Origin of the sequence: Sulfitobacter sp. PS-8MA (assembly GCF_040933935.1) — a bacterium.
GTDB lineage: Bacteria > Pseudomonadota > Alphaproteobacteria > Rhodobacterales > Rhodobacteraceae > Sulfitobacter.
The window spans coordinates 370,212-396,540 of the sequence record NZ_JBFQYJ010000006.1; the positions used below are offsets into that span (position 1 = coordinate 370,212).

Annotated in this window: 28 protein-coding genes and 1 tRNA gene; 13 read left to right on the forward strand and 16 right to left on the reverse strand. The window is 62.0% G+C overall.

What is annotated here, in order from left to right; translation table 11 throughout:
• The first annotated feature begins 96 nt into the window (after positions 1-96).
• A complete protein-coding gene (locus AB4M76_RS05765) occupies positions 97-2,151 on the forward strand; it encodes a Hint domain-containing protein (protein ID WP_368440855.1) in 2,055 nt (684 codons plus the stop codon).
• Between the two features lie 19 nt (positions 2,152-2,170).
• Here AB4M76_RS05765 and AB4M76_RS05770 read toward each other — a convergent pair whose 3' ends face one another.
• From AB4M76_RS05770 to AB4M76_RS05780, 3 genes are all read right to left on the reverse strand, one after another.
• Positions 2,171-2,629, reverse strand: coding sequence for a universal stress protein (locus AB4M76_RS05770; protein WP_368440856.1), 459 nt, complete (start codon positions 2,627-2,629; stop codon positions 2,171-2,173).
• 96 nt (positions 2,630-2,725) lie between these two features.
• Positions 2,726-3,604 carry a branched-chain amino acid aminotransferase gene (locus AB4M76_RS05775; protein ID WP_368440857.1) on the reverse strand — a complete coding sequence of 293 codons (879 nt, stop codon included), beginning with the start codon at positions 3,602-3,604 and terminating at the stop codon, positions 2,726-2,728.
• A gap of 11 nt (positions 3,605-3,615) precedes the next feature.
• Entirely contained in the window at positions 3,616-3,846 is a 231-nt protein-coding gene (locus AB4M76_RS05780) for a hypothetical protein (RefSeq protein WP_368440858.1), read from the reverse strand.
• 143 nt (positions 3,847-3,989) lie between these two features.
• Between AB4M76_RS05780 and AB4M76_RS05785 the strand changes: the two genes are divergently transcribed.
• Together AB4M76_RS05785 and AB4M76_RS05790 are read left to right on the forward strand one after the other, a co-directional pair.
• A complete protein-coding gene (locus AB4M76_RS05785; RefSeq protein ID WP_368440859.1) occupies positions 3,990-4,709 on the forward strand; it encodes a M48 family metallopeptidase in 720 nt (239 codons plus the stop codon).
• Positions 4,710-4,713: 4 nt separating this feature from the next.
• Positions 4,714-5,070, forward strand: a complete 357-nt coding sequence (locus AB4M76_RS05790; RefSeq protein WP_368440860.1) for a YigZ family protein — start codon at positions 4,714-4,716, stop codon at positions 5,068-5,070.
• Here AB4M76_RS05790 and AB4M76_RS05795 read toward each other — a convergent pair.
• The 3 genes from AB4M76_RS05795 to AB4M76_RS05805 form a co-directional block, all read right to left on the reverse strand.
• Positions 5,067-5,687 carry a hemolysin III family protein gene (locus tag AB4M76_RS05795; protein WP_368440861.1) on the reverse strand — a complete coding sequence of 207 codons (621 nt, stop codon included), beginning with the start codon at positions 5,685-5,687 and terminating at the stop codon, positions 5,067-5,069. The two genes, AB4M76_RS05790 and AB4M76_RS05795, sit on opposite strands and share 4 nt — an antisense overlap.
• 71 nt (positions 5,688-5,758) lie before the next feature.
• The gene (locus AB4M76_RS05800) at positions 5,759-6,142 is read right to left on the reverse strand and encodes a hypothetical protein (RefSeq protein WP_368440862.1); all 384 of its coding nucleotides are present in this window, start codon (positions 6,140-6,142) and stop codon (positions 5,759-5,761) included.
• A 139-nt stretch (positions 6,143-6,281) separates the two neighbouring features.
• Positions 6,282-7,172 carry a LysR family transcriptional regulator gene (locus tag AB4M76_RS05805; protein WP_368440863.1) on the reverse strand — a complete coding sequence of 297 codons (891 nt, stop codon included), beginning with the start codon at positions 7,170-7,172 and terminating at the stop codon, positions 6,282-6,284.
• 95 nt (positions 7,173-7,267) lie between these two features.
• Here AB4M76_RS05805 and AB4M76_RS05810 point away from each other — a divergent pair, with 95 nt between their 5' ends.
• The gene (locus AB4M76_RS05810; protein WP_368440864.1) at positions 7,268-7,762 is read left to right on the forward strand and encodes a lactoylglutathione lyase family protein; all 495 of its coding nucleotides are present in this window, start codon (positions 7,268-7,270) and stop codon (positions 7,760-7,762) included.
• 17 nt (positions 7,763-7,779) lie between these two features.
• On the opposite strand, the gene rimO is transcribed toward AB4M76_RS05810, so the two are convergent.
• Entirely contained in the window at positions 7,780-9,153 is a 1,374-nt protein-coding gene (gene rimO, locus AB4M76_RS05815; protein WP_368440865.1) for a 30S ribosomal protein S12 methylthiotransferase RimO, read from the reverse strand.
• A 61-nt stretch (positions 9,154-9,214) separates the two neighbouring features.
• Between rimO and AB4M76_RS05820 the strand changes: the two genes are divergently transcribed.
• From AB4M76_RS05820 to AB4M76_RS05840, 5 genes are all read left to right on the forward strand, one after another.
• Positions 9,215-11,149: an AsmA family protein gene (locus AB4M76_RS05820; RefSeq protein WP_368440866.1), complete on the forward strand. Its 1,935-nt coding sequence runs from the start codon at positions 9,215-9,217 to the stop codon at positions 11,147-11,149.
• Positions 11,150-11,246: 97 nt separating this feature from the next.
• Complete coding sequence (gene trpB, locus AB4M76_RS05825) at positions 11,247-12,479, forward strand: tryptophan synthase subunit beta (protein WP_368440867.1); 1,233 nt, start codon at positions 11,247-11,249, stop codon at positions 12,477-12,479.
• 461 nt (positions 12,480-12,940) lie between these two features.
• Entirely contained in the window at positions 12,941-13,207 is a 267-nt protein-coding gene (locus tag AB4M76_RS05830) for a tryptophan synthase subunit beta (RefSeq protein WP_368440868.1), read from the forward strand.
• A 43-nt stretch (positions 13,208-13,250) separates the two neighbouring features.
• Positions 13,251-13,517 (forward strand): tryptophan synthase subunit beta, encoded by a 267-nt coding sequence (locus tag AB4M76_RS05835; RefSeq protein ID WP_368440869.1) that lies wholly within the window; start codon positions 13,251-13,253, stop codon positions 13,515-13,517.
• 136 nt (positions 13,518-13,653) lie between these two features.
• Complete coding sequence (locus AB4M76_RS05840) at positions 13,654-14,181, forward strand: helix-turn-helix transcriptional regulator (protein WP_368440870.1); 528 nt, start codon at positions 13,654-13,656, stop codon at positions 14,179-14,181.
• Positions 14,182-14,187: 6 nt separating this feature from the next.
• On the opposite strand, the gene AB4M76_RS05845 is transcribed toward AB4M76_RS05840, so the two are convergent.
• From AB4M76_RS05845 to trpA, 8 genes are all read right to left on the reverse strand, one after another.
• Positions 14,188-14,757 carry a DUF4893 domain-containing protein gene (locus AB4M76_RS05845; protein WP_368440871.1) on the reverse strand — a complete coding sequence of 190 codons (570 nt, stop codon included), beginning with the start codon at positions 14,755-14,757 and terminating at the stop codon, positions 14,188-14,190.
• 3 nt (positions 14,758-14,760) lie between these two features.
• Positions 14,761-15,144, reverse strand: coding sequence for a DUF2237 family protein (locus AB4M76_RS05850; protein WP_368440872.1), 384 nt, complete (start codon positions 15,142-15,144; stop codon positions 14,761-14,763).
• Complete coding sequence (locus AB4M76_RS05855) at positions 15,141-16,334, reverse strand: serine hydrolase domain-containing protein (RefSeq protein ID WP_368440873.1); 1,194 nt, start codon at positions 16,332-16,334, stop codon at positions 15,141-15,143. Before AB4M76_RS05855 ends, AB4M76_RS05850 begins: the two co-directional genes overlap by 4 nt.
• Positions 16,335-16,404: 70 nt before the next feature.
• Positions 16,405-17,130 (reverse strand): aminoacyl-tRNA hydrolase, encoded by a 726-nt coding sequence (gene pth / locus AB4M76_RS05860; protein WP_368440874.1) that lies wholly within the window; start codon positions 17,128-17,130, stop codon positions 16,405-16,407.
• Positions 17,131-17,305: 175 nt separating this feature from the next.
• Positions 17,306-17,959: a 50S ribosomal protein L25/general stress protein Ctc gene (locus AB4M76_RS05865; RefSeq protein ID WP_368440875.1), complete on the reverse strand. Its 654-nt coding sequence runs from the start codon at positions 17,957-17,959 to the stop codon at positions 17,306-17,308.
• 114 nt (positions 17,960-18,073) lie between these two features.
• Positions 18,074-18,694, reverse strand: coding sequence for a hypothetical protein (locus AB4M76_RS05870; RefSeq protein WP_368440876.1), 621 nt, complete (start codon positions 18,692-18,694; stop codon positions 18,074-18,076).
• Positions 18,688-19,878 (reverse strand): L-lactate dehydrogenase, encoded by a 1,191-nt coding sequence (locus AB4M76_RS05875; RefSeq protein ID WP_368440877.1) that lies wholly within the window; start codon positions 19,876-19,878, stop codon positions 18,688-18,690. Before AB4M76_RS05875 ends, AB4M76_RS05870 begins: the two co-directional genes overlap by 7 nt.
• Before the next feature lie 230 nt (positions 19,879-20,108).
• Complete coding sequence (gene trpA, locus AB4M76_RS05880; RefSeq protein ID WP_368440878.1) at positions 20,109-20,900, reverse strand: tryptophan synthase subunit alpha; 792 nt, start codon at positions 20,898-20,900, stop codon at positions 20,109-20,111.
• 153 nt (positions 20,901-21,053) lie between these two features.
• Between trpA and AB4M76_RS05885 the strand changes: the two genes are divergently transcribed.
• Both AB4M76_RS05885 and ychF read left to right on the forward strand, forming a co-directional pair.
• Complete coding sequence (locus AB4M76_RS05885) at positions 21,054-21,245, forward strand: hypothetical protein (RefSeq protein ID WP_007117519.1); 192 nt, start codon at positions 21,054-21,056, stop codon at positions 21,243-21,245.
• A gap of 59 nt (positions 21,246-21,304) precedes the next feature.
• Positions 21,305-22,402: a redox-regulated ATPase YchF gene (gene ychF / locus AB4M76_RS05890; protein WP_368440879.1), complete on the forward strand. Its 1,098-nt coding sequence runs from the start codon at positions 21,305-21,307 to the stop codon at positions 22,400-22,402.
• A 75-nt stretch (positions 22,403-22,477) separates the two neighbouring features.
• On the opposite strand, the gene AB4M76_RS05895 is transcribed toward ychF, so the two are convergent.
• Complete coding sequence (locus tag AB4M76_RS05895; protein WP_368440880.1) at positions 22,478-22,774, reverse strand: hypothetical protein; 297 nt, start codon at positions 22,772-22,774, stop codon at positions 22,478-22,480.
• 445 nt (positions 22,775-23,219) lie between these two features.
• On the opposite strand from AB4M76_RS05895, the gene AB4M76_RS05900 reads away from it, so the two are divergent.
• Together AB4M76_RS05900 and AB4M76_RS05905 are read left to right on the forward strand one after the other, a co-directional pair.
• Positions 23,220-23,309, forward strand: a tRNA-Ser gene (locus AB4M76_RS05900).
• Between the two features lie 545 nt (positions 23,310-23,854).
• A complete protein-coding gene (locus AB4M76_RS05905) occupies positions 23,855-25,669 on the forward strand; it encodes a calcium-binding protein (RefSeq protein WP_368440881.1) in 1,815 nt (604 codons plus the stop codon).
• Positions 25,670-26,329: the final 660 nt, after the last annotated feature.

A 26,329-nucleotide genomic window follows, 5' to 3' on the forward strand; every position in this document is an offset into this window, starting at 1 on the left:
GGGGCCGGCTCCGGCTTTATGTCAAACTGTCGGTTTAACGCTTTCTTCGCCGCTCTGCGCGAGAACCGCCCTCGGGACCATAAGAGGGAGCCGAGCATGCCGATCCATTCCGTAGGAAGCTATAGCGCCAAAGCGTTTGAGATCACCCCGACGGGACATCTGCGGCTGACCCCTGATTTCGATGCCAGCACCGATGCGATGCGCTATGAGATCATAGACGCCGACGGCGCCTATAACGGCGACAGTAAGAACGACGAAATTGGCAATGACCTAACGCAATATAGCTATCAATACGACGCCAGCGGCAATCTGGTCAGCCAGGGCCGAACCTATCTCGAAGGCAGTTGGACGCTGAATGACGGCAATGGCAATAGCGTCACGCTCTACCAGGTGGAAAGCGGCGGGGTGCATACCGGCTGGGTGGCGGATGGGCCGATCACGCCAGGGGTGGCCTATGCCTATAGCGGGCCGCATCAGGTCGACAGCAGCACGGCGCCGCCCTACAGCAGCCTTGTGGGGCCAAGGGCCGACCCCGACGCGGCGAATAGCTATGAGGGCGGGGCCTATGGCGACGACATCCGCGCCGGGGCCGAGGCCGATCGCGTCTCGGGCGGGGCGGGCGACGACAGGATCAGCGGCGGCGCCGGCAATGACAAGCTCGGTGGTGGGGCGGGCGATGACACGATCTATTACGGAACCGGGGCGGATTTCGTGCGCGGCGGTGATGGCGACGATCTGATCGACGATGTGGAGGGGGCCAATGGCGACGCTTTCGATGACACGCTCTTCGGCGATGCGGGCAATGACACGATCTACAGCGGGGCCGGGGATGATTCCGTCTTTGGCGGCGCCGATAACGATTGGATTTCTGCCGAAAGCGGCGATGACTCGATCCACGGGGGCGCGGGCGATGACCGGGTCGATGGCGGCGAGGGGCAGGATGCCATTTCTGGCGACGGCGGCAATGACCTCTTGTCCGGGGGCGGCGGCGCGGATGCGGTGCACGGCGGTGAGGGCGATGATCAGATCTTCGGCGGGGCGGGCAATGACCATCTGTCGGGCGATGCCGGCGCGGATCGGATCCACGGTGAAGCAGGCCAGGATGCCATAAGGGGCGGCGCGGGCAACGACAGTCTCTATGGCGGGGCGGACCATGACAAGATCCAGGGCGGCGCGGGCGACGACCTGCTGGCCGGGGGGACCGGCGACGATGTGCTGGCGGGCAGCGACGGGCGCGATACGCTGAGCGGCGGCAGCGGGAACAACAGCATGATCGGCGGGGCCGGGGATGACACCTATCTGCTCGGCGCCAGCAGCAGCAACACGGTGAGGGATTTCGACACCGGCGATCACGATCACGACGGGGTTTACAACGACCAGCTCGATGTCTCCCACCTGCGCACTTTGGACGGCAATCCGGTGGGGGTCTGGGATGTGGCGGTGAGCGATGATGGTTTCGGCAATGCTTTGCTGACCTTCCCCGAGGGGGAGACCGTGGTGATGCAGGGGGTGACGCCGGCGCAGATCTCCGGCACCGCGCAGCTGCGGGCGGCGGGGGTGCCCTGTTTCACCGCCGGTACGATGATCCGCACGCCGCAGGGCGAAGCCGCGGTCGAGACCCTGCGGGAAGGCGATCTTGTGCAGACCCGCGACAATGGCCCACAGCCGGTGATCTGGGCGGGGCAGCGGCAGCTTGGCCCGTTGGCGCTGGCGGCGGCACCGGGGCTGCGGCCGATCCATATCGCGCCGGAGGCCTTGGGCAATAGCCGCGCGCTGCGGCTGTCGCCGCAACATGCGCTGGCTGTCGATCTGCCGGGCCAGGGGGCGAGCCTGCTGCGCGCGGGCCGTGCCGCGCGGATGGCGGGCGGCGGCATCCGGGTGGCGCAGGGCGTGCGGGCGGTGACCTATGTGCATCTCATGCTGGCGCGGCATGAGATCGTCTTTGCCAATGGCACCCCGGCGGAAAGTTTCTATCCCGGCCCCTGGGGGCTGCGGATGATGGGACTACAGGCGCTGAGGGGGATCGCGCGGGCCTTGCCGGGGCTGGGCCGGGGGCCGGTCTGCGCGCATTATGGGCCGCAGGTGCATGCGCTCTCGGCGCTGCCGGACCTGCCGGGGCGGTTGCGGGATCTGCGCCCCGCTTGGGGGTAGCCCCGCGGCGGGGCGTGCCTCAGGTGATCGCTTCCAACTGCTCTTTGCTCAGATCGCCCGGCACGATGGTGATCGGCACGGGCAGCGAGCCCGCCGCGCGGGTAAGCTGCGTGACCAGCGGGCCGGGGCCCTGTTTGCGGTCCCCGCTGGCGCCCAGCACCAGCACACCGATCTGCGGGTCATCGGAGAGTTGTTGAATGATCTCTTCCGTGGGTTCGCCTTCGCGGATCACCAGTTCGGGATTGACCCCCTGTTTGTCGCGCATCCATTTGGCAAAGACCTCGAAATGCACTTCGATCCGCTCGCGCGCCTCTTCGCGCATCAGATCGCCCACACCGATCCAGTGGTTGAACTCTTCCGGCGGGATAACGGACAGAACCGCCACGCCACCGCCGGTGCGGGCCGCGCGCAGGGCGGCAAAGCGCATCGCATTCAGACATTCGGTGCTGTCGTCGAGCACCACAAGGAATTTCCGCATCAAACCTCTCTTTGCGCCTTTGGAGCGCGCGCGGCGATCATGGCGCGGGCAGGCGGCGCTGGCAATTGCTTTTGCGCGCCGCGGCTGCCCGGCCTCTTAGCTGCGTTGGCTGGCGGCCCAATCCCAATACATCTCGCGCACCCGGCGCGTCACCGGGTTTTGATTGTCCCCGGTGCCATATTGCGTGTCGTCAAAGGCGCTGACGGGGGTGACTTTCATCATATTGCCCGACAGGAAAACCTCGTCGGCGGCATGGAAATCGTCAAAGCTGAGCACGGCCTCATGCACCTTCATACCCGCCTCGCGCATGTTCGACATATGCCGCGCCCGGGTGATCCCGGCCAGGAAAGTGCCGTTGGGGATGGGGGTAAAGACCTCGCCGTCCTTGACCATGAAGACATTGGCGCTGGCGCTTTCGGCGACATTGCCCATGGCATCGGCCACCAGCGCATTGCCAAAGCCCTTGGACCGTGCTTCGACCATCATGCGGGCGTTGTTGGGGTAGAGGCAACCGGCCTTGGCGTTGACCACATTGTCCTCCAGCACCGGGCGGCGGAACCGGGTGCGGGTCAGGGTCGTGGCGGCCTCCGGCGGGGCCATGGGGATCGCCTCAAGGCTGATGGCGAAACCGGTGGCGCCTTCGCGCGGGACGATGCCCAGTTCATCCCCCGCCAGCGCCCAATACATCGGGCGGATATAGACCGCCTGATCGCGCCCATAGCTCTTGATCCCCTCGCGCACCGCGTCGACCATGGCATCGGTCTCCATGGTGGGGGTGATCATCAGCGCCTTGGCCGAGCGGTTGACCCGGGCGCAATGGGCTTCCAGATCGGGGACCAGCCCGTCAAAAAGCCGCGCGCCGTCAAAGACCGTCGTGCCAAGCCAGGCGCCGTGATCGGCGGCTTTGATGGTGGGCAGATCGCCGTCGTGCCACGTGCCGTTGAAATAGGTTTTGATGTCGGTGCCGGTGGCCATGTCGCGGGTCCTTACGAGTTGCTTCGGTAGATGCCTTCGGGCAGGTTCAGCGCCGCCGTGAGATCGCTGAGCTGCGCCGGCGACAGGGTGATCTTGACGACCCGGTCGGTGCGCGGATCCCATTGTTCAATCGTGATCTGCCCGGCAAAGGCAGAGACGGTCACGTCCTCGCGCAGGGGGGCGTCGGATTCGTCGATCAGGGTGATGACGGTGGCGTCAAATTCGTGCTCGATGGTAAACATGAGCGCACATTAGGCTTTGTGCGGATAAGCGCAAGGCCGCCGTAGCTGCCGCGCGAACGGGGGTGGCAGCAGCGCTGCGGCGTGATAGACAAAAGCTGCGACGCCCGAACGACGCCTGACCGCTATCCACCGAAGGATCTGTTGTGAAATTAATGAATGCCCTCGGCGCATTTGGCGCCCTTGTCCTGCTGACGGCCTGCGAAGTTGTCCCGGTTCAGACCGTTCCCCTGCCGCCCGCAAGCCCCAGTCAGCCCAGCCAACCCCGTCTCTCCGCCGACAGGGCCGCGCGCAGTTTCGTGCAGGTCGTGCGCCGGTTGGAGCCCGTGGCGGAACGCGAATGCCGCGCCCGCACGACGGGGGTGAATTGCGACTATAACATCGTTGTCGATGACCGCCCGGGCCAGCCTGCGAACGCCTTTCAGACGCTCGACAGGCAGGGCCGCCCGATTGTCGGCTTTACGCTGGCGCTGATCGCGGATGCGCGCAACGAAGACGAGCTGGCCTTTGTGCTGGGCCATGAGGCGGCGCATCACATCGCGGGCCATATTGGACGCCAGCAACAGAACGCCATGGCGGGCGCGGTGATTTTCGCAGGGATCGCGACGCTGAGCGGCGGCGATGCTAATGCCGTGCGCACGGCGCAGGAGTTGGGCGCCGAGGTCGGGGCGCGGCGCTATTCCAAGGACTTTGAGCTTGAGGCCGATGCTTTGGGCACGATCATCACCGCACGCGCCGGCTATGATCCGCTGCGCGGGGCGGAGTTCTTTGCCCGCATTCCGGACCCCGGTGACCGTTTCCTTGGCACCCATCCGCCCAATGCGGCGCGTTTGGATACGGTGCGGCGCACGGCGGCGGGGCTGTGACGGCTTGCAGCAACTGGGCCAGATATTAAACGACCGCGGCTCGAAATACGCGGTCTCCGGCTGTCCGGCGCGCAGCCGGGCAGAGGTCGATGCCGCGTTGAAGGCGCTGAAGCGCGACAAAGCCTATGCCAAGGCCACGCATAACACCTGGGCGGTGCTGCTGTCAGAGGGCGGCCCGCTCAAGGGTGATGACGGCGAGGCCGGCGCGGGCATGGTGATCCTGCGCATGCTGGAGCGCGAGGGGCTGGAAGATCATCTGATCGTGGTGACCCGCTGGTATGGCGGCAAACATCTGGGCGGCGACCGTTTTCGCCATGTGCAGAGCTGCGTGCGGGCCTATCTGGATGAGATCGGCAGCTAGACGCTGAGCGCAATCGCGGCAAAGAAACAGGCCGTGGCGATCAATACGAAGACATGCCAGATCGCATTCTGATAGCGCATGCCGGGGTGGGCATAGACCAGCGTCCCCGCCGAATAGGTCAGCCCGCCTGCGGCCACCAGCGCCAGCGCGGCGCCGGGCAGATTATGCCACATCGGATAGATCAACAGGACCGACAGCCAGCCCATGCCGAGGTAAAGCGCCAGCGACCCGCGCGCATCGGTCTGCCAGAACCACAGTTTGGCCACCGCCCCGATCACCGCCAGCGCCCAGACGACGCCAAGGATGCCATAGGCAAAACCGGAGCCGATCACCATCACCAGCGGGGTATAGGTGCCCGCGATTTTGAAATAGATCGCCGCATGGTCAAGCCGGCCCAGAAAGGCGCGGCTGCGGTCAAAGGGCAGCAAGTGGTAGACGGCGGAGGCGGTGAAAGAAGCGAGCAGGCAGGCCGCATAGATGGTGATGGCCGTCAGCGCTTTCTCCTGCCCCGAGGCATGCAGCAAGAGCAGGATGCTGGCGGGGATCGCAAAACACAGGCTCAGCGCATGGACGGTGCCATCGGCGAGGGTTTCGGCTTTTGAAGTCGGATAGGCCATAGGCTTAATCTAGCGGGGGATGATGGTCATTCCATGGCTGACCCGACGTAAATCCGCACGCCCCCGCCCGTTCAGCGCGGTTTGTTGCCCTCGATCCAGCGCGACATCAGTGTTTTGTCGCGAAAGCATTCCTGCGGCACATCGCGGCGTTTCAGGCGGGCGATGCGTTCGGCGAAGGCGACCTGTTTGGCGGAAGGGTAGGCGGCAAATGGCCCCTCCAGGGCTTGGGGTTTATGGGCGTCGATCCATTCCGAGATCGCCGCGCGGTCCGCCTCAATCCCTTTGGGCAGCTCATCGCCCGTGCGCTTGGCGAGGGCCTGGGCGTATTGCATCTGTTTTTCGGTCGCGGGCATGCGGCGGTCGGCCTGTTTGGGCTGCGCGCTGTCGCTGCCCCGCGGCGGGCGGCCCTGCTGGTCGGGGTCGAAGATGCCGGGAAACTGAGGTTGAAAAGACATGTGGTCATTCCTCTGCTACTGCGTTCTACATATAGAACAGAAAGGGAACATATTCAAGTCTCTCCGTAATCTCGCCCTTCCTTGGTAATATATCTAGTAGCTGAGGTGTTTTGTTCCGCAATATCTGCGAAGTATGCGATTATCGCAGTTGTCCCGCCGCTTCCGCGATCAGCTCCGCCGTCTTGATCATCCGCGCGGGTAGGGGCCGCCCGCGCCGCGAGGCGAGCCAGAGGTCATGCCAGCGCCGCTTGGGCAGAGGCAGCAGCCGCAGCCGGTCCTTGGCGGCAAAGGTCTCGACCCCGCTGCGGGGCAAGAGCGTATAGCCCACGCCCCGGGCCACCGCCGCCGGGATCTGGCCGATCTGGTTCACATAGCCGCGCAGGCGCATCCGGTCGGCCCCCGGGTAGCTTTCCGGGAAATTGAGCTGCAACAGATCGTCGGCATAGGCAAAGCCATCGGGATGCGCGATGAAGCCACGGCTTTCGAGATCGGCAAAACTTTCTATCTGTTCCAAGGAATTAACCGGCAGAACAAGGCAAAGTTCCTCGCGCCCCAGATGGTGTGCTTCCAATCTGGCATGGGCGGGGTCATCGGCCAGAACGCCCAGATCGAAACGCCCCTCCAGCAACCCGGCGCGGATCGTGGCTTGGGGGGCGGCTTCGAGATGTAGGGATAGGTCGGGCGCTTGGGCCATCCACTCTAACAGCAGCGGTTGGAGCAGCATGGCGAAACTGCCGGAACAGGCGATATGCACCACGCCCCGGTCGGGCAGGTCGGTCGCGATGCGTTCGCGCAGGCGCTGCTCTTCGCGGCGGCGGGCAAGGCCGGTTTCAAACAGCGCCTCGCCCGCCGGGGTCAGGGTGAAACTTTTCCCGTCCCGTGCGATCAGCGGCTGGCCCAACTGGTCCTCCAGCTTGCGCAGATGCTGCGACACGCCCGGCTGGGTCATGTTGAGCCGCTGCGCCGTGCGGGTGAAATGGCCGGTCTCGCACAGGGTGGTGAAGGTCTCAAGCCAAGTGGCGTTCAGCATATCAAAGGTTTCGTTATGATTTCGATGAGATTTGATAATTTCACACGCGGGGTGCGCCTGTCTATCTCAAGCTCAACGCAAACAGGAGACCGCTTATGACCACCCCCCGTACCTTTTCCCACATCGGCCTATCCGTGCCGGACCTCGACGCCGCCGTGAAATTCTATTCCGAAGTCCTCGGCTTCTATGTCGTGATGCAGCCCACCGAAGCGGTGGAAGAAGACAGCGCCATCGGCGTCATGTGCACCGATGTTTTCGGCCCCGGCTGGGGATCGTTGCGCATTGCGCATCTGGCGACAGCGGATGGCATCGGCATCGAAATCTTCGAATTCCCGGGCAATTACGCCCCCGAAGAAAAACTGGAGCACAAACGCCACGGCACGTTCCACTTCGCCATTCAAGACCCCGATGTCGAAGGTCTGCTGGAACGGATCATCGCGGCGGGCGGCAAGCAGCGGATGCCGGTGCGGGAGTATTTCCCGGGCGAGAAACCCTACCGCATGGTCTATGTCGAAGACCCCTTTGGCATCGTCTTCGAGCTCTACAGCCACAGCTATGAGCTGACCTATTCGGCAGGCGCCTACGTCTAAGACAGCCTCGGGGGGCGTCAGGTGATCTGACGTCCCCAAAGGTCGTATTCGCCCGCCTCTTCGACTTCGACGGTGACGATGTCCCCGACTTTGAGGTTCTGGAAATCCTCGTCGATGAAGAGGTTCCCGTCGATCTCGGGTGCGTCGGATTTGGTGCGGCAGGTGGCGGCCTCTGCGTCGATCTCATCCACGATCACGTCGAGGCGTTTGCCGACCTTGGCGGCGAGCTTGGCTTCGGAAATCGCCTGTGCCTTTTCCATGAAGCGCTCCCAGCGGTCTTGTTTGACCTCTGCTGGCACATGATCCGGCAGCGCATTCGACCGCGCGCCTTCGACGTTTTCGTATTGGAAGCAACCGACCCGGTCGAGCTGCGCCTCGTCCAGCCAGTCGAGCAGGGTCTGGAACTCCGCCTCCGTCTCACCCGGATAGCCGACGATGAAGGTCGAGCGCAGGGTGATATCGGGGCAGGTGGCCCGCCAGGCGGAAATCTCATCCAGCGTTTTGGAGGCCGCGGCAGGCCGGGCCATGCGTTTCAGCACATCCGGGTGCGCGTGCTGGAAGGGGATGTCGAGATAGGGCAGCACCAGCCCCTCGGCCATCAGCGGGATCAGCTTGCGCACATGGGGGTAGGGGTAGACGTAATGCAGCCGCACCCAGGCGCCAAGTGAGCCCAGATCGCGCGCCAGATCGGTGATATGCGCGCGGTGGCCGCGGTCTTCGGCATGTTTGATGTCAACACCATAGGCCGAGGTGTCCTGGCTGATGACCAAGAGTTCCTTCACGCCATTGTCGACCAGACGCTCGGCCTCGCGCATCACCGCATGGGCGGGACGCGATTGCAGGCGGCCGCGCATATCGGGGATGATGCAGAACTTGCATTTATGGTTACAGCCCTCGGAAATCTTGAGGTAGCTGTAGTGCCGCGGGGTGAGCGAGACCTGCTGCGCGGGCAGCAGATCGATAAACGGATCGGGGGCGGGCGGCACCGCGCCATGCACCGCGTCGAGCACCTGTTCATATTGATGCGGTCCGGTCACGGCGAGAATCTTGGGGTGGTGTTCGCGGATATAATCCGGCTCGGCGCCGAGGCAGCCGGTGACGATGACCTTGCCGTTCTCATTGAGCGCCTCACCGATGGCGTCGAGGCTTTCGGCCTTAGCACTGTCCAGAAAGCCGCAGGTGTTCACGATCACCGCATCGGCGCCGGCGTAATCGGGCGAGACGCCATAGCCTTCGGCCCGGAGACGGGTCAGGATACGCTCGCTGTCCACCAGCGCTTTGGGGCAGCCGAGGCTGACCATGCCGATGGTCGGCTGTCCGGGGCGGGCGGGGTCGCTGATCTTCGCTTGCGGGGCGAGGTCAGGGCGCAGATTAGGTGGGTTTGTGCTCATGAGGGGGCTATAAGGCAAGCCGTTGAGCGAGAAAAGAGCCGCCGGACAGGAGGAGAGGGCCATGAGATGGATTCTGCGCGGGATCGGCGCACTGTTGCTGATTGTGGTGATTGCACTGGGAGCGTTGTTCGTGATGCCCGGGGACCGGATTGCGCAGATTGCCAGCGATCAATTGAGCCGGGTGACCGGGCGGGAGGTGACGATCACCGGCGATGTGGGCGTGACCTTTTGGCCGGTGCTGGGGGTCACGGCGGGCGGGCTTGAGGTCGGCAATGCCGATTGGACCGATAAAGGCGCGATGCTGACGGCGGCCAATGCGGCGATCGGGGTGGATGCCGGCGCCTTGCTGCGCGGTGAAATCCGCATCACCAATATCGCCGCGCAAAGCCCGGTGATCCGTTTGGAGCAGCGCCGCGATGGGCGGGCAAGCTGGCAGTTCACCGACAGCGCCAGCGGCGCGCGGATCGAGACGAAGGTGGCCCCGTGGCGCCAGAAGCGCCCGCTGAGCATCGAAAAGCTGACGGTGGAGAATGCCACGCTGATCTATGACGCCGAAGGGGCCGATCTGGTGACCTATGAAGGTGTCGATCTGGCGCTGGATTGGCCCGAACGCGCGGGGGCTGCGGATATCGTCGCCAGCATGGCCCCGGCGGGCGAGCGGGTGGTGCTGACCGGGCGGATCGAGGGTTTTGCGGGTTTCCTTGACGGGGAGCTGCAACTCCTGCGCGCCCGGTTGAAGACGCGCGGTGGCGAAGCGGGGTTTGCCGGGCGCGGATCGCTCAAGGGCGCGCTGGCCGGGGATTTGGTGATCAAGACTGCGGATTCGGCGGGGTTTCTGGCCTCGCTTGGAGCAGGTCCGGTGGCGCTGCCGCGCGGGCTGGGGCGCGCGGTTGACCTGCGCAGTGATCTGACGCTGTCTCCGGACCGGCGGTTGATCCTGCGCAATATCGCAGCGGATCTGGGCGGTAATCGCTTCACCGGACAGGCCGATCTGGCGCTGAACGGCACCCCACGGATCAGCGCGACCCTGCGGGCGGGGGCGCTGGATCTGTCGGGCATGCGCCCGGCAGAGCAGAGCGCGGCCCCCGAGACAGATCAGGCCCCCCCGTCCGAGGGCTGGTCGCGCCAAGAGATTGACGCAGGCTGGCTGGCGGCTTTCGACGGGGAGATTGCCCTGAGCGCTGAGGAGATTGATTTCGGGCAGATCAAAACCGGCCCCACCCGGATGGTGCTGCGCAATGACCGCTCGCGCATGGTTTTCGATCTGCAAGATATGGCGGCCTATGACGGCAAGATCACGGGGGAGTTTGTGATGAACAACCGTGGCGGCCTTTCGGTCGGGGGCAGGCTGCGGGCGCAGGGGGTGCAGATGCGCAACCTGCTAGAAGACGCCGCCGGGGTGACGCGCTTTACCGGCGCGGGCGATGCGGAACTGTCCTTTCTCGGCAGCGGGCAAACGGTGGCGGCGATCATGCGCTCGCTGAGTGGCGAAGGCAGGCTGGCGCTGGGGCGCGGCACCATTGCCGGGATCGATCTGGATGCGCTGCTGGGCTCGATCGATGCCAAGGGCGGCAGCACGGTGTTTGATTCTGCCGAGGCGACCTTCGACATCGCCGAGGGCGTTTTGCACAATGATGACCTGCGGGTGCTCTTGCTTAACTTCAACGCCAGTGGGGAGGGGCGCGTCGATCTGGGGGCGCGGCGCATTGACTATACGGTCACGCCCAAGGCGCTGCGGGTCAATGCCGCGCGCGGCGGGCTGGCGGTGCCGGTGCGGATCACCGGGCCTTGGGCCGACCCGAAGGTAAAGCCGGATCTGCGGGCGGCGATTGATCTGAACTTCCGCGAGGAAAAGCAACGCGCGGAGGATGTGGTGCGGCGCAAGGTGCAAGAGGAATTGGACATCGCACCAGACGACCCGCGCGATCTTGAAGACCTCGTCAAAGACGAGTTGGAAAACGTGCTGAAACGGGAGCTCCGCAAGCTCTTCGACTAGCGCGGCAGGCCGCCCGTCTGCTTGGACCCATGAAACTCATGGTGGCGCAGGCGGGCAGGCTGCGCTAAGGCTGGCGCGACAGTCTAGGAGAGGCGCAATGGCCAACGATCTTTTCAACAGTTTCATGACCGGCCCCGACGAACAGGGCCGTTTCGGCGACTTCGGCGGACGGTTCGTCTCGGAAACGCTGATGCCGCTCATTCTTGAGTTGGAAGAGCAGTATGAGAAGGCCAAGACCGACGACAGTTTCTGGGCCGAGATGCATGATCTCTGGACCCATTACGTGGGCCGCCCGAGCCCGCTTTATCACGCCGAGCGGCTGACCGAGCATCTGGGCGGTGCCAAGGTCTATATGAAACGCGACGAGCTGAACCACACCGGCGCGCATAAGATCAACAACGTGCTGGGGCAGATCATCCTCGCCCGCCGCATGGGCAAGAAACGCATCATCGCGGAAACCGGCGCGGGCCAGCACGGTGTCGCCACGGCGACGGTTTGCGCCAAATTCGGGCTGAAATGCGTGGTCTATATGGGCGCGCATGATGTCGAGCGTCAGGCGCCCAACGTCTTCCGCATGCGTCTTCTGGGGGCCGAGGTGGTGCCGGTGACTTCGGGCCGGGGCACGCTGAAGGACGCGATGAACGACGCGCTGCGCGACTGGGTGACCAATGTGCGCGACACTTTCTATTGCATCGGCACCGTGGCCGGGCCGCACCCCTATCCGGCGATGGTGCGCGACTTTCAGGCGATCATCGGCAAGGAAGTGCGCGAGCAGATGGAGGCGGCAGAGGGCCGTCTGCCCGACACGGTCATCGCGGCCATCGGCGGTGGCTCCAACGCCATGGGGCTGTTCTACCCTTTCCTTGATGACAAGTCGGTCAATATCATCGGCGTCGAGGCCGGCGGCAAAGGCGTTGACGAGAAGATGCAGCACTGCGCCTCGCTCACCGGCGGGCGTCCGGGCGTGTTGCACGGCAACCGGACCTATCTCTTGCAAGACGACGACGGGCAGATCCTCGAAGGTTTCTCGATCTCGGCGGGGCTCGACTATCCCGGCATCGGGCCAGAGCATTCCTGGCTGCATGACATCGGCCGCGCGGAATATGTCTCGATCACCGACCGCGAAGCGCTGGAGGCGTTCCAGCTGTGCTGTGCGCTCGAAGGCATCATCCCCGCGCTGGAGCCGAGCCACGCGCTGGCCCATGTGCTCAAGATCGCGCCAGAACTGCCCAAAGACCACCTGCTGGTGATGAACATGTGTGGCCGCGGCGACAAGGATATCTTTACCGTCGCCCGTGCGCTGGATTTTGACATGGGTGACTTCGCCTAATACCCGCGCAACAGCGGATCGATGAAAAGGGGCCTGCGTGAAAGCGCGGGCCTTTTTCGATTCTTGATGTGCGATGAGCGCCGGGTCTGGCGGCGCGCGAAACCGGTTGAGAGAAAAGGCGTAAGAAAAACGCAAAACGGGTATCGCAGCGGGTTTTCTGTCCCGACGGCTTTCCGGCAAAGCGACGAGAGGCGTTTGCCCCTTGCAGACTTGGCCCAAGCGCAGTTTTCCCGCGCGATACGTAAGAAATCACCGGCCTAAACCAAGGTTTATAGAGGTCGGACAAGGGTTTAGATCGCCCGATTTAAACCCCGGGAGGATAGCCAATCCCGCCCCGAATACCCTTTTGCCAGTCATCCCGACGACGCCGCGTCACTGCGCCACGCCAATGACCAGCGCCGCCACCATTCAACAGCGGGCCAACCCGACAGCGGGCCGGCCCAGATGCAAAAGGACACGACATGAAAAAGACACTGACAGCCACCGCCCTGATCCTCGCCACCGCCGGCTCCGCCGCATTCGCGCAGGGCATGGAAGGCCATCAGATCGGCTATAACGACAAGGCCGACAACGGCGTTTCCTACTCCAGCCGGTCAGAGGCTGTTGATGCCCAGGTGCTGGCGACCGTCACCAATGGCACCCTGCGCGCCGAAGACACATCCGACGTGACCGTCACCGTCTTCCCCACCGCGCAATCCGACACATCCGTGAACCGTTTCCCGCGCTGAACGCGGGCCACTGCTTAACCACTCTACCCCCAAAGGATACGACATGAAAAAGACACTGACAGCCACCGCTCTGATCATCGCCACCGCCAGCTCCGCCGCCTTCGCGCAGGGCATGGAAGGCCATCAGATCGGCTATAACGACAAACCCGTCGATATCATCTCCTACTCGACCCGCTCCGAAGCGGTTGATCCGCAAACGCTGGAGACCTTCACCGCGGGCATGCTGCGGGCCGAGGACCAATCCGACGTCACGGTCACCGTCTTTCAGACACTGGATGAAAACCGCGAAGACGGTGCCTTCCCCCGCTAAGCCGGGCTAAAGCTCGCGCTCGCCCCAAGGGGGCGGGCGCCCAATCACTAAGGGTTGATCGGAGCGCATAACGGCATTCCCTTGCGCTTTGACATGGCATGACTAGATACGCTGCACTGCAAGCCAAGGTCACACCATGAACAAAAAGAAAAAAATTGCCCTTTGGGTGATCGCCGCTCTCCAATTCAATGCCACCGCTTATTTTGTTCTGCTCTTTGCCCTTGAGGGGCGGGGGGTGACGCTGTTTGGCGTCCCGCTTGCCGATCTGGGGCCGAACCAGGGCGTGCAGGTGGTGGGTCTGATCCTTGGCGTCGTGCTGGGCTGGATGGCCCTGCGGATGAGCCTGCAACGGGCCGAGAGGGCCGAGACCGCGCTGCGGCATTGTACCGTGCAATTTGCCGATGTGCTCGAAGAACACTTTCGTGACTGGCATCTGACGCCCGCCGAACGCGACGTGGCGGTTTTTCTGATCAAGGGTCTGAACACCCGCGCCATCGCCGAGATGCGCGGCACCTCCGAAGGCACGATCAAGGCGCAGACCAATGCGATCTACCGCAAGGCGGGTGTTGCGGGCCGGGCGCAGCTTTTGAGCCTCTTTATCGAAGACCTGATGGACGATTCCCTGATGCCGGGGCCAAAGCCGCAGCTGACGCAGGCGGCCTGAGCGCCGTTAGCGGGTCAATTCCAGAATATCGAAATCGCTCTCGACAGCCGGGGCCGGGAACAGCAGCCGCGCCCGGTTGGGGCTGACGCGCTGAAACACCGCCACATCGCTTTGCACCTTGCCGTCTGAGGTGAAATCCTCTGGCAGATCGGCGTAATCCGGTGGGGTCTCGCCCCGCACATGGCCCACGCCGGTATAGATCGCGCGGCCTTCGCGCAGGGTGATCTCGCCTTTGGTCCGTTGCGACCCAGTCAGTTTCTCAAAGGCAAAGCCGCGATCTGTGGCGGTAAAACGGCATTTGAAGGGGCTATAGGCCACCAATGGGCTGACGCCGCCCAGTTTGATCGTCCGGCACGACCAGTCGCCGGGAAGGTCGGCGGCAAAGGCGATCTGCGGCTGACCCGACAGGGCGCGGGTGAGCGCTGCGACGTCATCCGGGGCGCCCCCGGCAAGCGCCTGCATCATGGCATCGCCAAAGGCCGCGTCGAAATTGTCGAGCCGCGCTTGGTCCGCAGGGCGCAGGGTGCCGGCGAGGGCGGCGACAGGCAGGACGAGGAGCAACAGGGCCAGACGCATGGATCAGTTCCCTGCCTCATCCACCGCATGGGCGCGCAAGACTTCCAGCGGGACGATGTCGAGCGCGCGCAGATGGGTGGCGGCCAGATGCACCGGCGGCGCGCAGCCTTCGTCCGCCGCCTGCAGGAAGCGCCCGGCGCAAAGGCACCAGGAATCCCCCGGCTGCAGACCTTCAAAGCCGAACTCCGGCCTTGGCGTGCTGAGGTCATTGCCGACGTATTTGGAAAAGGCGAGGAACTCCGCCGTCATCACCGCGCAGACCGTGTGGTTGCCCTGATCCTCGGCACAGGTGTTGCAATGGCCATCGCGGAAAAAGCCGGTGATCGGGTCCATGCCGCAAAGCGCCAGCGGCTGGTTCAGAACGTTGATGCTGCTGTCAGGTGTCATAGGCTTTCCTCCTGTCCTTCGCTGTCCGAGACCGAGGCCGCAATCTTGCGGAAGATCTCGATATTCTGCTCCGAGACCCCCGGCGCGCGGAACTTGCGGTCGGTGGCGTTGGTGGCGATCACCACGCCCTTCATGGTATCAATGTAGATGTATTGGCCATAGATTCCACGCGCCATATATTCGCCCTCTGCCGCGCCCAATGGTACCCACCATTGGTAGCCATAGCCGATCTTGCCGTCGGCGGTCGGGGCGGTGGGCCGGGTCGATTCCCGCACCCAGTCTGCGGGGACGATCTGCTGGCCGTTCCATTCACCGCCCTGGGCGAACATCTGGCCAAAGCGGGCGTAGTCCCGCGTGGTCATGTTGAGCCCGCCAAGGACAAAGGCCGTGCCCGCGCCGTCGGTGATGTAATAGGGCGCATGTTCCAGCCCCAGCGGCGCGATGATCTTTTCGCTGAGCAGCTCTGGAATGCTACGCCCCGTGGCCCCGCGCACCACCATGCCGATCACATGGGTGTCGATCGAGACATATTGCCATTGGCTGCCCGGCTCCGCGAAAGTCTCGGTCAGCTCGGCGGTGAAATCATCGAGCTTGCCGCCGAGCGCCACAACCCGACCCATGCGGTTGATGTCCGAGTCGTAGTCCAGATAATCTTCGTCAAAAGTGACCCCGCTGGCCATATGCAGCACATTGCGCAGGCTGGCCCCGTCATAGGCGCTGCCTTTCAGGGCGGGCGCATATTTGGTCACCGGATCGTCGAGCGAGGCGATCTGGCCTTCTTCAAGCAAGATGCCCACAAGCGCGGAGAGATAGCTTTTCGCGACCGACCAACTGATGCGGCGGTCCTCTGGCCCGGTGCCTTTGAAGTAGTTCTCATAGACGATGGCCCCGTCTTTCAGCACCAGCAGCGCGGTCACGTCGCGGGCGTCGATCCAGCTGTCCACTTCCGGGGGCAGGTCGGTTTCAGGCCCATAGGGCAGGTTGGTGGTCAACCCGTCGCCCCGCGCAACGGGGGTGGAGAGGAAGGCGCCGTCCATATGGCTGAAGTTATGGACGATCTTTTCTTCCGAGAAGAGCGAGTTGACCGCGAGCAGCCGCTCGATCTCTTCGCGTTTCCAAAGCCCGATGACAACCGCCGCCAGCAAAAGAGCCAGCAGAACGCGGCCCAGCCATTTTCCGAATATACGCATATTTCCCCCCATGTTCAGCGCAGTGAACCACGCGGGCCGGGAAGGGGCCAGCCCGACATTGCGTCAGCGCTCAGCGAAACCGGTCCATCAGCTTTTGCAGCGGGGATTGAGCCTCGGCCTCGGGCTCGGGCGCAACCTTGGGCTCAGGGACCGCGGGTTTGGCGGCTTTGGCCTGCGGCTTGCTCTCTTGCGGCGTCTTTGCCCCCTTGCTCCCGGTGCCAGAACGCGGCGGAGAGACCCGCAGCGCGACGGCGTTCATGAACCGCCCCTTATCACCGCGCAGCAGATCGGCGGCCCCGTCCGAGACCCCGCGCAGCACGTCGTCGAGCCAGCCCTCATCCGCCTTGGGAAAGTCGCGCAGCACATAGCCCGCCACCGCGTCCTTATGGCCGGGGTGGCCGATCCCCATGCGCACGCGGTCATAGTCGGCCCCGATATGGGCATGGATCGAGCGCAAGCCATTGTGCCCCGCATGGCCGCCGCCGGTCTTGCATTTGACCTTGCCGGGGGCGAGGTCCAACTCATCGTGAAAGACGATCACATCGGCCAGGTCGATCTTGTAGAACTTCATCGCCGCCTGCACCGATTGGCCGGAGTTGTTCATGAAGGTCTCGGGCTTCAGCAGAACCGCCCGGTCCGAGCCGAAACGCCCCTCGCTGACACTGCCGTGAAACTTGCCTTTCCAAGCGGTAAAGCCGTGATCCTGCGCTATGCGGTCCAGCGCCATGAAGCCGATGTTGTGACGGTTACGGGCATATTTCGCGCCCGGATTGCCAAGGCCGACGATCAGTTTCATGGGCGGGGTCTCCTGTGGTTTCGCCTATCTTAACAAGCGGGGCGGGGGAATGTCCCCAAGGTCGCCGGAATTTTTTGAAAATTCCGAGGTGATTTCTTTTGAAGAAATCACCCCCCAAACGCAAAACGGGGCCGCGTGATGCGACCCCGTTTCAGCACGGCCTTGCGGCGCGCTATCATTCACCGTCGGGCGGACCCATTTCGGTTGTCGGTACTTCGTCCGCTGCCGTGTCCTCATCGTCGTCATCCGACGCGGTCAGGCCAGCAGGGGCAGAGATCGTGGCCACAACGAAGTCGCGGTCGATCGTGGGCTTGGCGCCTTCGGGCAGGTCAACACGGCTGATGGTCGCGCTGTCGCCGATCTCAAGACCGGTGATGTCCACGGTCACATGCTCAGGGATATCTGCCGCGGTGACGACCAGTTCAACTTCCGGACGGACCAGCGTGAGCACGCCACCCTTTTTCAGGCCGGGGCATTCTTCTTCGCCTTTGACTTCGACGTTGATGAACAGGTTGATCTTGGTGGTGCGCTTGAGGCGCATCAGGTCGATATGCGTGGGCAGGTCTTTGACAACATGGCGCTGAACGTCACGGCAGATCACACGCACGTCATCGTGACCGTCAACCTTGAGGTTGAACAGGGTCGCTTTGAAGCGGCCTGCGCGCAGCTTGGTCAGCAGCTTGTTGAAAGGAATGTTGATCGGCAGCGGCTCTTTGTCGCCACCAAATACGATACCAGGAACCATGCCGTCACGACGTGCTTGGCGAGCGGCGCCCTTGCCTGTCCCCGCGCGGACCTGGGCTTCAAGATCAGGAATCTCTCCGGCCATTTTGTAGTCTCCAATTGATTAGGGCGGGAATCCTCCAAGGCTGTATTCCCGCGTGAAGCCGCGCGTATAGACCGGTTTGCCCCGGCTGGAAAGGGCAAAAGGGCAGGGGGCGCGCTATTCTTGCGGGCTATGCAGCGCGCCGCCTGCCGCGATGAGCCGCTCATAGAGCGCAAATTCATCCATCCGCGCCGCGCGCAGGCGGGCATAGGCCGCATCGGACAGGGGGGCGGGGACATCGGGGGAGACGTTTTTGGGTTTCAACGTCACCTCGCGCGCCAGCTTCTCTGACAGAAACTCCCGGAAAGCGGGCTGGCGTTCATAGGCAAAGAGATGCTGGATCAGCAGCTTGCCCTTGTCGGAAGTGAGGAAGGCGAACTGGCTGCCGATCTGCGCCCGGGGCGGCGGATCGTCCGAGATCACCTCAAGCGCGAATTGCTCGAACGTCAGCCCCTTGGTGCTGAAGCGTTTGCCATCGAGCCGCGGCTGGCTGCGGTAGCGATACCAGCTGCGCAGCTGATCGACCGGGTGGCGCATCACCGCCAGAGGTGCGGGGGAGGCCGAGAAGGTCTGCTGCAGGAAGGGCCGCACCCGCATGGCGTAGCGCTGCGCGGTGATATGTTTGCGGTTGCGGGCAAAGACGATCTCCGCATGCGGTTTCAGGGCCATTTCCACCGCGGTGGTGCCGGTCTTGGGCGTCGCAAGAAAGGCAAGCTCGCGGCTGAGGAAGATCAGCATCCTGGTGCGGTGCCGGACTGGGGCAGCCAATCGCCGGAGAAATGCCGGGGGATCAGCAGGTTGTGCCGCCCGAGGTTGGTCACCTTGGTCTCGCCGCAAAGCGCCATGGTGGTGTCCAGCTCGCGGTGGATCACCTCCAAAGCGCGGGTCACACCCTGCTGGCCCATCGCGCCCAGACCATAGATGAAGGCGCGGCCGATATAGGTGCCTTTGGCGCCCATCGCCATGGCTTTCAGCACGTCCTGACCCGAGCGGATACCGCCATCGAGATGCACTTCGATCTGGTCGCCCACCGCATCGAGAATTTCCGGCAGCATGCGGATCGAGCTCAGCGCCCCATCCAACTGCCGCCCGCCGTGGTTGCTCACGATAATCGCATCCGCGCCCATTTTCAGCGCCATGCGGGCGTCTTCGGCATCCAGAATGCCCTTGAGGATCACCTTGCCGCCCCATTGGTCCTTGATCTTGGCGATCTTGTCCCAATCGAGCGAGGGGTCGAATTGCTCTGCCGTCCAGGCGCCGAGATCGGCGCTGTCCGTGATGCCCTGCACATGGCCGACGATATTGCCAAAATGCCGCCGCTTGGCGCGGAGCATCTCGATCCCCCAGCCCCATTTGGTGGCGAGGTTCGCGAGGGTCTTGGCGGTCAGTTTGGGCGGGGCGGAAAGGCCATTCTTGAGGTCTTTGTGACGTTGCCCGAGGATTTGCAGATCAAGCGTGATGACCAGCGCTGAGCAATTGGCGTCTTTGGCGCGCTGGATCAGACGGCTGACATAATCTTCATCGCGCATGGTATAGAGTTGAAACCAAAAGGGTTTCGTCGTCGCCTCAGCCACGTCCTCGATGGAGTTGATCGACATGGTGGAAAGGGTGAAAGGCACGCCAAAGGCTTCCGCCGCGCGTGCAGCCTTGATCTCCCCGTCCGCGCATTGCATCCCCGTCAGCCCCACGGGGGCAAGGGCGACGGGCATGGCGACATCCTGGCCCACCATCTGCGTCGCCGTGCTGCGGCCCGACATGTCCACCGCCACCCGCTGGCGCAGGCGGATTTGGTCAAAGTCGCTGCAATTCTCGCGGAAGGTCTGCTCGGTCCAACTGCCCGATTCCGCGTAGTCGTAGAACATCTGCGGGACGCGGCGTTTGTAGATGCGTTTGAGATCGTCGATGCTGGTGATGACGGGCATGGGCCACCTATGCTGAATGAGTTAACTTTGGGTAGCAAGGGACGCAGGGCTTGGCAATTGGGAAGGGGGCCAGATGCAAGCGCGATTGTCGGCTCGCAGGAGAATTGCGAAGGCCGTCGCCCTCCGGGGGTAGGGAGGGCGATGCCTGGTGTGCCACCTTGCGGGAATCTGATTAAGGGATCGCTCCAGTCAGACGCCACCTATTGATACTGATGAGTGAGGCGATGGCCTCAAGCTGAATGCGCCCCATCCGCCAGCGATTTCACGAAGGTCAACACATCCTCGGCGCTGTCGCCATTGGCGATCCGGTTCACAATGGCCGAGCCGATCACCACACCATCGGCCACTTCCGCAATGGCGCGGGCCTTTTCGGGGGTGTTCACGCCAAAGCCCACGATCACGGGCAGGCCGCTGGCTTGCTGAATCCGCGCGACCTCGGGCGAGACATCGGCGGCATTGGCCTCGGCCGAGCCGGTGATGCCGGTGATCGAGACGTAGTAGACGAAACCGGAGGTGTTCTGCACCACGCGGGGCAGGCGTTTGTCATCCGTGGTCGGCGTTGCAAGGCGGATGAAGTTCAGCCCGGCGTCCTGCGCGGGCAGACAAAGCTCGATGTCTTCCTCGGGCGGCAGGTCCACCACGATCAAGCCGTCAATGCCCGCGTCCTTGGCGGCAGTTAAGAAATTCTCAACCCCCATGGAATAGATCGGATTGTAATAGCCCATCAGCACGATCGGGGTGCTGTCGTCCTCGGCGCGAAAGGCGCGGACCATTTCCAGCGTGCGGTTCAGCGTCATGCCGCCTTCAAGCGCGCGCTGCCCGGCCAGCTGGATCGTCGGGCCGTCGGCCATCGGGTCGGTGAAGGGGAGGCCCAGTTCAATAATATCGACCCCGGCGGCAGGCAAACCGCGCACGATTTCGAGCGAGCGGTCATAGTCCGGATCGCCGGCCATGACATAGGAGACAAACGCCTTTTTGCCGCGGGCGCGGAGGTCTTCGAATTTGGCGTCGATACGGGTCATGTGGCTTGCCTCATTTGGTGCTTTCCTTGGCAATGCCGAATGTCGCGGTGAAAATCAATCCACCGCAGGGCGGGGGCGGCAAAATTCACTTCTTGAAGCCGTTCAGCGCGGCGCACCCTTCCATTTTGCCCAAGACCCCCTATCTGATGTGCCATGAATTATGTACTCGCCCTTTTCCTGCCGCCGCTGTCGATCCTGCTGATCGGACGGCCGATCCTGTCCATCGTGGTCTTCCTGATCTGGGTGCCCGCGATCATCTTCTCGGGCGGGTTGACGCATCCGATGTTCATCCTGCTGGCCTGGATATTGATCTATCAGGCGCATCAGGACCGACGCGCGCGCTGAGCCTTGCGCTTTGCGCCCGCTGCCCCTAACACACGCGCAGCTTTTATAGGGGTATCGTCATGGGTTTCAAAATGGGCATCGTCGGTCTGCCGAACGTCGGCAAATCGACCCTTTTCAACGCGCTGACCCGCACCGCCGCGGCGCAGGCGGCGAATTTTCCGTTCTGCACCATCGAGCCCAATGTCGGCGAAGTGGCCGTGCCCGATGCGCGGCTCGACAAGCTGGCCGAGATCGCCAATTCGAAAAGCATCATCCCCACGCGCATGACCTTCGTCGATATCGCCGGTCTGGTGAAAGGCGCCTCGAAAGGGGAGGGGCTGGGCAACCAGTTCCTCGCCAATATACGCGAGGTCGACGCCATCGCCCATGTGCTGCGCTGCTTTGAAGACGGCGATGTGACCCATGTCGAAGGCCGCGTCGACCCGGTCGCGGATGCCGAGACCATTGATACCGAACTGATGCTGGCCGATATCGAGAGCATCGAGAAACGCCTGCAGAACATCGTCCGCAAGGTGCGCGGCGGTGACAAGGAAGCGGTCCAGCAGGAACGCCTGATGCGCATGGCATTGGAAGCCTTGGAAGCGGGGAAACCTGCCCGCGTTGTGGAAGTGGACGAGGACGACGCCAAAGCCTGGCGGATGCTGCAACTGCTGACCACCAAACCGGTGCTCTATGTCTGCAACGTGGGCGAATCTGAGGCGGCGGATGGCAATGAACATTCCGCCAAAGTCGCCGAAATGGCCGCCGCGCAGGGCAATTCCCATGTGGTGATCTCGGCCCAGATCGAAGAGGAAATCAGCCAGTTGGAGGCCGAAGAGGCCGAGATGTTCCTCGAAGAAATGGGCCTGAAGGAGGCCGGTCTCGACCGGCTGATCCGCGCGGGCTATGACCTGCTGCATCTTGAGACATATTTCACCGTTGGCCCCAAAGAGGCCCGGGCTTGGACCATCAAGACCGGCACCTCGGCCCCCAAAGCGGCGGGCGTGATCCATGGTGATTTTGAAAAAGGGTTCATTCGCGCCGAAACCATCGCCTATGATGATTTCGTCAGCCTCGGCGGCGAAACCCCGGCCAAGGAAGCTGGCAAAATGCGCGCGGAAGGCAAGAGCTACATCGTCAAGGATGGCGATGTTCTGCACTTCCTGTTCAACACTTAAAGCCACGCCCCTGGGGGCGGATCCGCTGAAACGAAAAGACCCGAGGGCCTGAGCTCTCGGGTCTTTCTGTTAGGCTTAGCGGCTGTCATTGCCTTTGCCGTAGCCGCCATAGACATAGCCTTCACCGGGGCTGCGCAGCTTGCTGCGGCTGCTGAGCACGGTATCGGCGTTCTTGTTCATATCTGCGGTATTCAGGCGAGTGTCGTTCGCCTTGGCCGACCGGTCTGCATCCCGCATCCAGGTGTTATTGCCATAGACCTCTTCGGCGTTGATCGCGGTATCAAGGAAGATATCATTGTAGCGGGTCGAGGTCTCGGCCACAGCGGCAGTAGAGATCAGGGCAGCGGCGGCGGTTGTCATCATCAGTTTCATTCTCTGTTCCTTCGTATTTTCGGTGCGTCGCAGGAGTGCGAGGTCATCGTTTGTGCTGAAGGAACGGTAGTTCGACAGGGATAGTTTCCGCTCCGCAGCACCCCGGCGCGGTTGCGGGGGGTGATCTGGGGGGCAGGGTTTGTGGTTTTCTGGAACTGTGTTGCGTATTCAGTGGGTTAGTGCTTCAGGGGAATACCTTCACAATACCATCACACTGCTGTGTTGGATGCTACAGAGGTTCAATTTCGAAGCGAGAAGGGTGCGTCTATGGCCGCTGTATCAGGTCAAACTACACGCAATAGACGGCACCGCGGCGCCAATCGCGCGTCGGATCGGCGTGAACTTCTGCGACAGGGCCAGAAGGATATGCCCGCATGAAAACTTTGCTGAAATTCCTGCGACTTTCGCCTTGTCTCTTTGGTGCGACCTCTCTAAACGGGTCCGCGGAGACGTGGCCGAGTGGTCGAAGGCGCTCCCCTGCTAAGGGAGTAGGCCCGGAAGGGTCTCGAGGGTTCGAATCCCTTCGTCTCCGCCATACATATTTGATTTTGCTGGATTAATTTCGCCTTAATTGCGCTACCCGCCAAAATACCCGCCAAGCTGTTTGCGATTGATTGCGATGGTATTTTTCAAGGGTTCATGACTAATTAGTTGCTGATCGATAATCGCCACGTCTGTTAGGTGAACAGAACCTCCCATCGCAGTTCAGTAGCGGTCGTTTTACTTAGTTACACCGAATACTCTGGTTGGCCACCATCACCGAAAGTCACCAGTCCCCGATCGAACGCAGCATCCTAGAGCGCCGACAGAAGCAGACCGTTGTGCACGCTGAGGTGCTCCTCGTTGGTCGCGCGATTCTTCTAAGTTCGGTAGATAAGCTCTTGCAGGGCGCATCTGGAAGACTGAAGAATTTTCATGCCTGCCCTTAAAAATGCAACCCCGAGGATTCTGGCCCAGGACGAAGGGCATAACACTTGCCTTAGATTGGGGCGGAAATGATGTATATTGACCTCCCCTATCCAATCAGAAACTATTGCAGCATTACGCCTTCGCAATTTTCATTTATTCGAGAGTATTTCCATGCCCCTTTCTGCCTCTCTTTTCCCTATGGGTTCGCTTCAGATCCTGGAAGGTACGTCCCAGGTGTTTACCCTGCGCTTCACCGGGACCTCCGGGTCGGTGTCCTACAGCTACTCTTTTGCGTCGGGCACAGCAGTCGGCAATGACTATGCGGGCGGGACCAGCAGCGGGGCCCTTTCGCTGTATTCCACCAGCACCACCTCCAGGGACATCGATATATCCTTTGCGGCCGCGCCGGATTTTCTCGACGAAGCCGACGAAACCCTTTCCTTGCAGGTGACCCTCTCCGGCGCGACCTTCTCCGACGGGAGCAACTCGCGCATCGTTGACATCACTATCCTCGATGATCTAGCGGAGCATGGCACTCAGGGCGATGACAGTATGACCGGCGGGGTCCGGGACGACACACTTATGGCCCATGGCGGCAACGACATGCTGCGAGGCCTTGGCGGCAACGACAACTTGAGCGGCGGCGCGGGCGACGACACACTTTTCGGGGACGAAGGCGCGGATCGGCTTATCGGCGGCGATGGTGACGATACTGTTTTCGGCGGTGATGGTCGCGACTTGGTGTTCCTGAACCAAGGCGACGACATTTTCTACGACAACGCTCAGGGAGGCGAGTATGGTCAGGATACGGTCTTTGCCGGATTTGGGAATGACGCGATACAAGGTGGAAACGGCAATGACATCTTCCACGGTCAGGACGGTAATGACCTTATCTACGGAAGGCTGGGCAGCGACCTAATCTATGGTGGCGGTCAGTATGATACAGTCCATGCAGGTGAAGGTGACGACACTGTTTATGGCGGTGACGGTCGCGATCTGATCTTTCTCAACCAGGGCGATGACATTTTCTACGACAACGCTCAGGGTGGCGAGCATGGTCAGGATACGGTCTTCGCCGGGCTTGGTGATGACATAATTCAAGGCGGCAACGGCAATGATGTTTTCTACGGTCAGGACGGCAATGACCTAATCCATGGGCGTCTCGGTGATGACCAAATTTATGGTGGCGGTCAGTACGATACAATCCATGCAGGTGAAGGCGACGATACTGCTTTTGGCGGTGACGGTCGCGACCTGGTGTTCCTGAACCAAGGCGACGACATATTCTACGACAACGCACAGGGTGGCGAGCATGGTCAGGATACGGTCTTTGCCGGATTTGGGAATGACACGATACAAGGTGGAAACGGCAATGACATCTTCCACGGTCAGGACGGTAATGACCTTATCCACGGAAGGCTGGGCAGCGACCTAATCTATGGTGGCGGTCATTATGATACAGTCCATGCAGGTGAAGGTGACGACACTGTTTTTGGCGGTGACGGTCGCGATCTGATCTTTCTCAACCAGGGCGATGACATTTTCTACGACAACGCTCAGGGTGGCGAGCATGGTCAGGATACGGTCTTCGCCGGGCTTGGTGATGACATAATTCAAGGCGGCAATGGTAATGATCAGTTCTTTGGGCAGGACGGAGATGATATAATCTTTGCGCGTCTTGGCGATGACATACTCGGGGGCGGTGCGGGTGATGACACGCTTGTTGGTGGCAGCGGCAGCGATACGCTAACCGGGGGCGATGGCGCAGATACCTTCGTCTTCGATGCCAGCATTGTTGATACTGATATTGTGACTGATTTCATGTTGGGGACGGATCTGCTCCACGTTGAGTACCCCCGGGTCGGTATTCGCTACAACGGCGTCACTAATGAGGTTACTCTTGAAGTCGCGCTCTACCCAGTGGTGATCTTGCAATCAAGTGCCGATCTGTCCGGGTTTAACTTCGACGATATTACGTTTATCTGAATTGATTATTTCGGGAATGACTTGGCCCCCGCTCCAGCAGCAATGGGTAATATCTGTCACGTTGATCTTCCGTATTGCATCAGGCCGGGGCATGCCCTTCAAGTTAGTAATTTAAGCCGCGGGAACTCCACGAAAATCCCTTCGGTCCAATAGTGTTTTAACGGCAATGCGTGGTTCTCTGCTTTCCTGACTATAGGGGGGCTACCCCGAAGGGAATGGAGATATAGCTGAAAGTTAGTGATGGCCCCTGAGGGCGGCCTCTGCTTGCTATTCATGCCGATGTCGCGCCATCTTGTTGCCCAGTGCGATCACAATCAACATCTTTGGCGTGCTCGCCAACTTCCGCCCGATCCAGCTCTCGGCTGGCACCTTGTTTCGTGAGCGTCCCACAATCCCTGTCATCGTGCCGATGATTGGAAGGCGCCTGATATCGGTTTGACCGGTTTTTGAGATCCGCCCGAGCTTTGCCTTACCGCCAGTTTCAAGTACGGGTGCAAGCATCTTCAAGCAGCCGCCTGATCACGCCGTCACCAACTTTCGGGCATAGTTCTTGAGCTTGTGGGGCCAATGTCTTGGAGATCCCAGACATGATTATTAATAGTGATACCGTTTGGCGGCCGGTCGATATCATCGGACCTAGCGATACCGTCCAGATTGCTG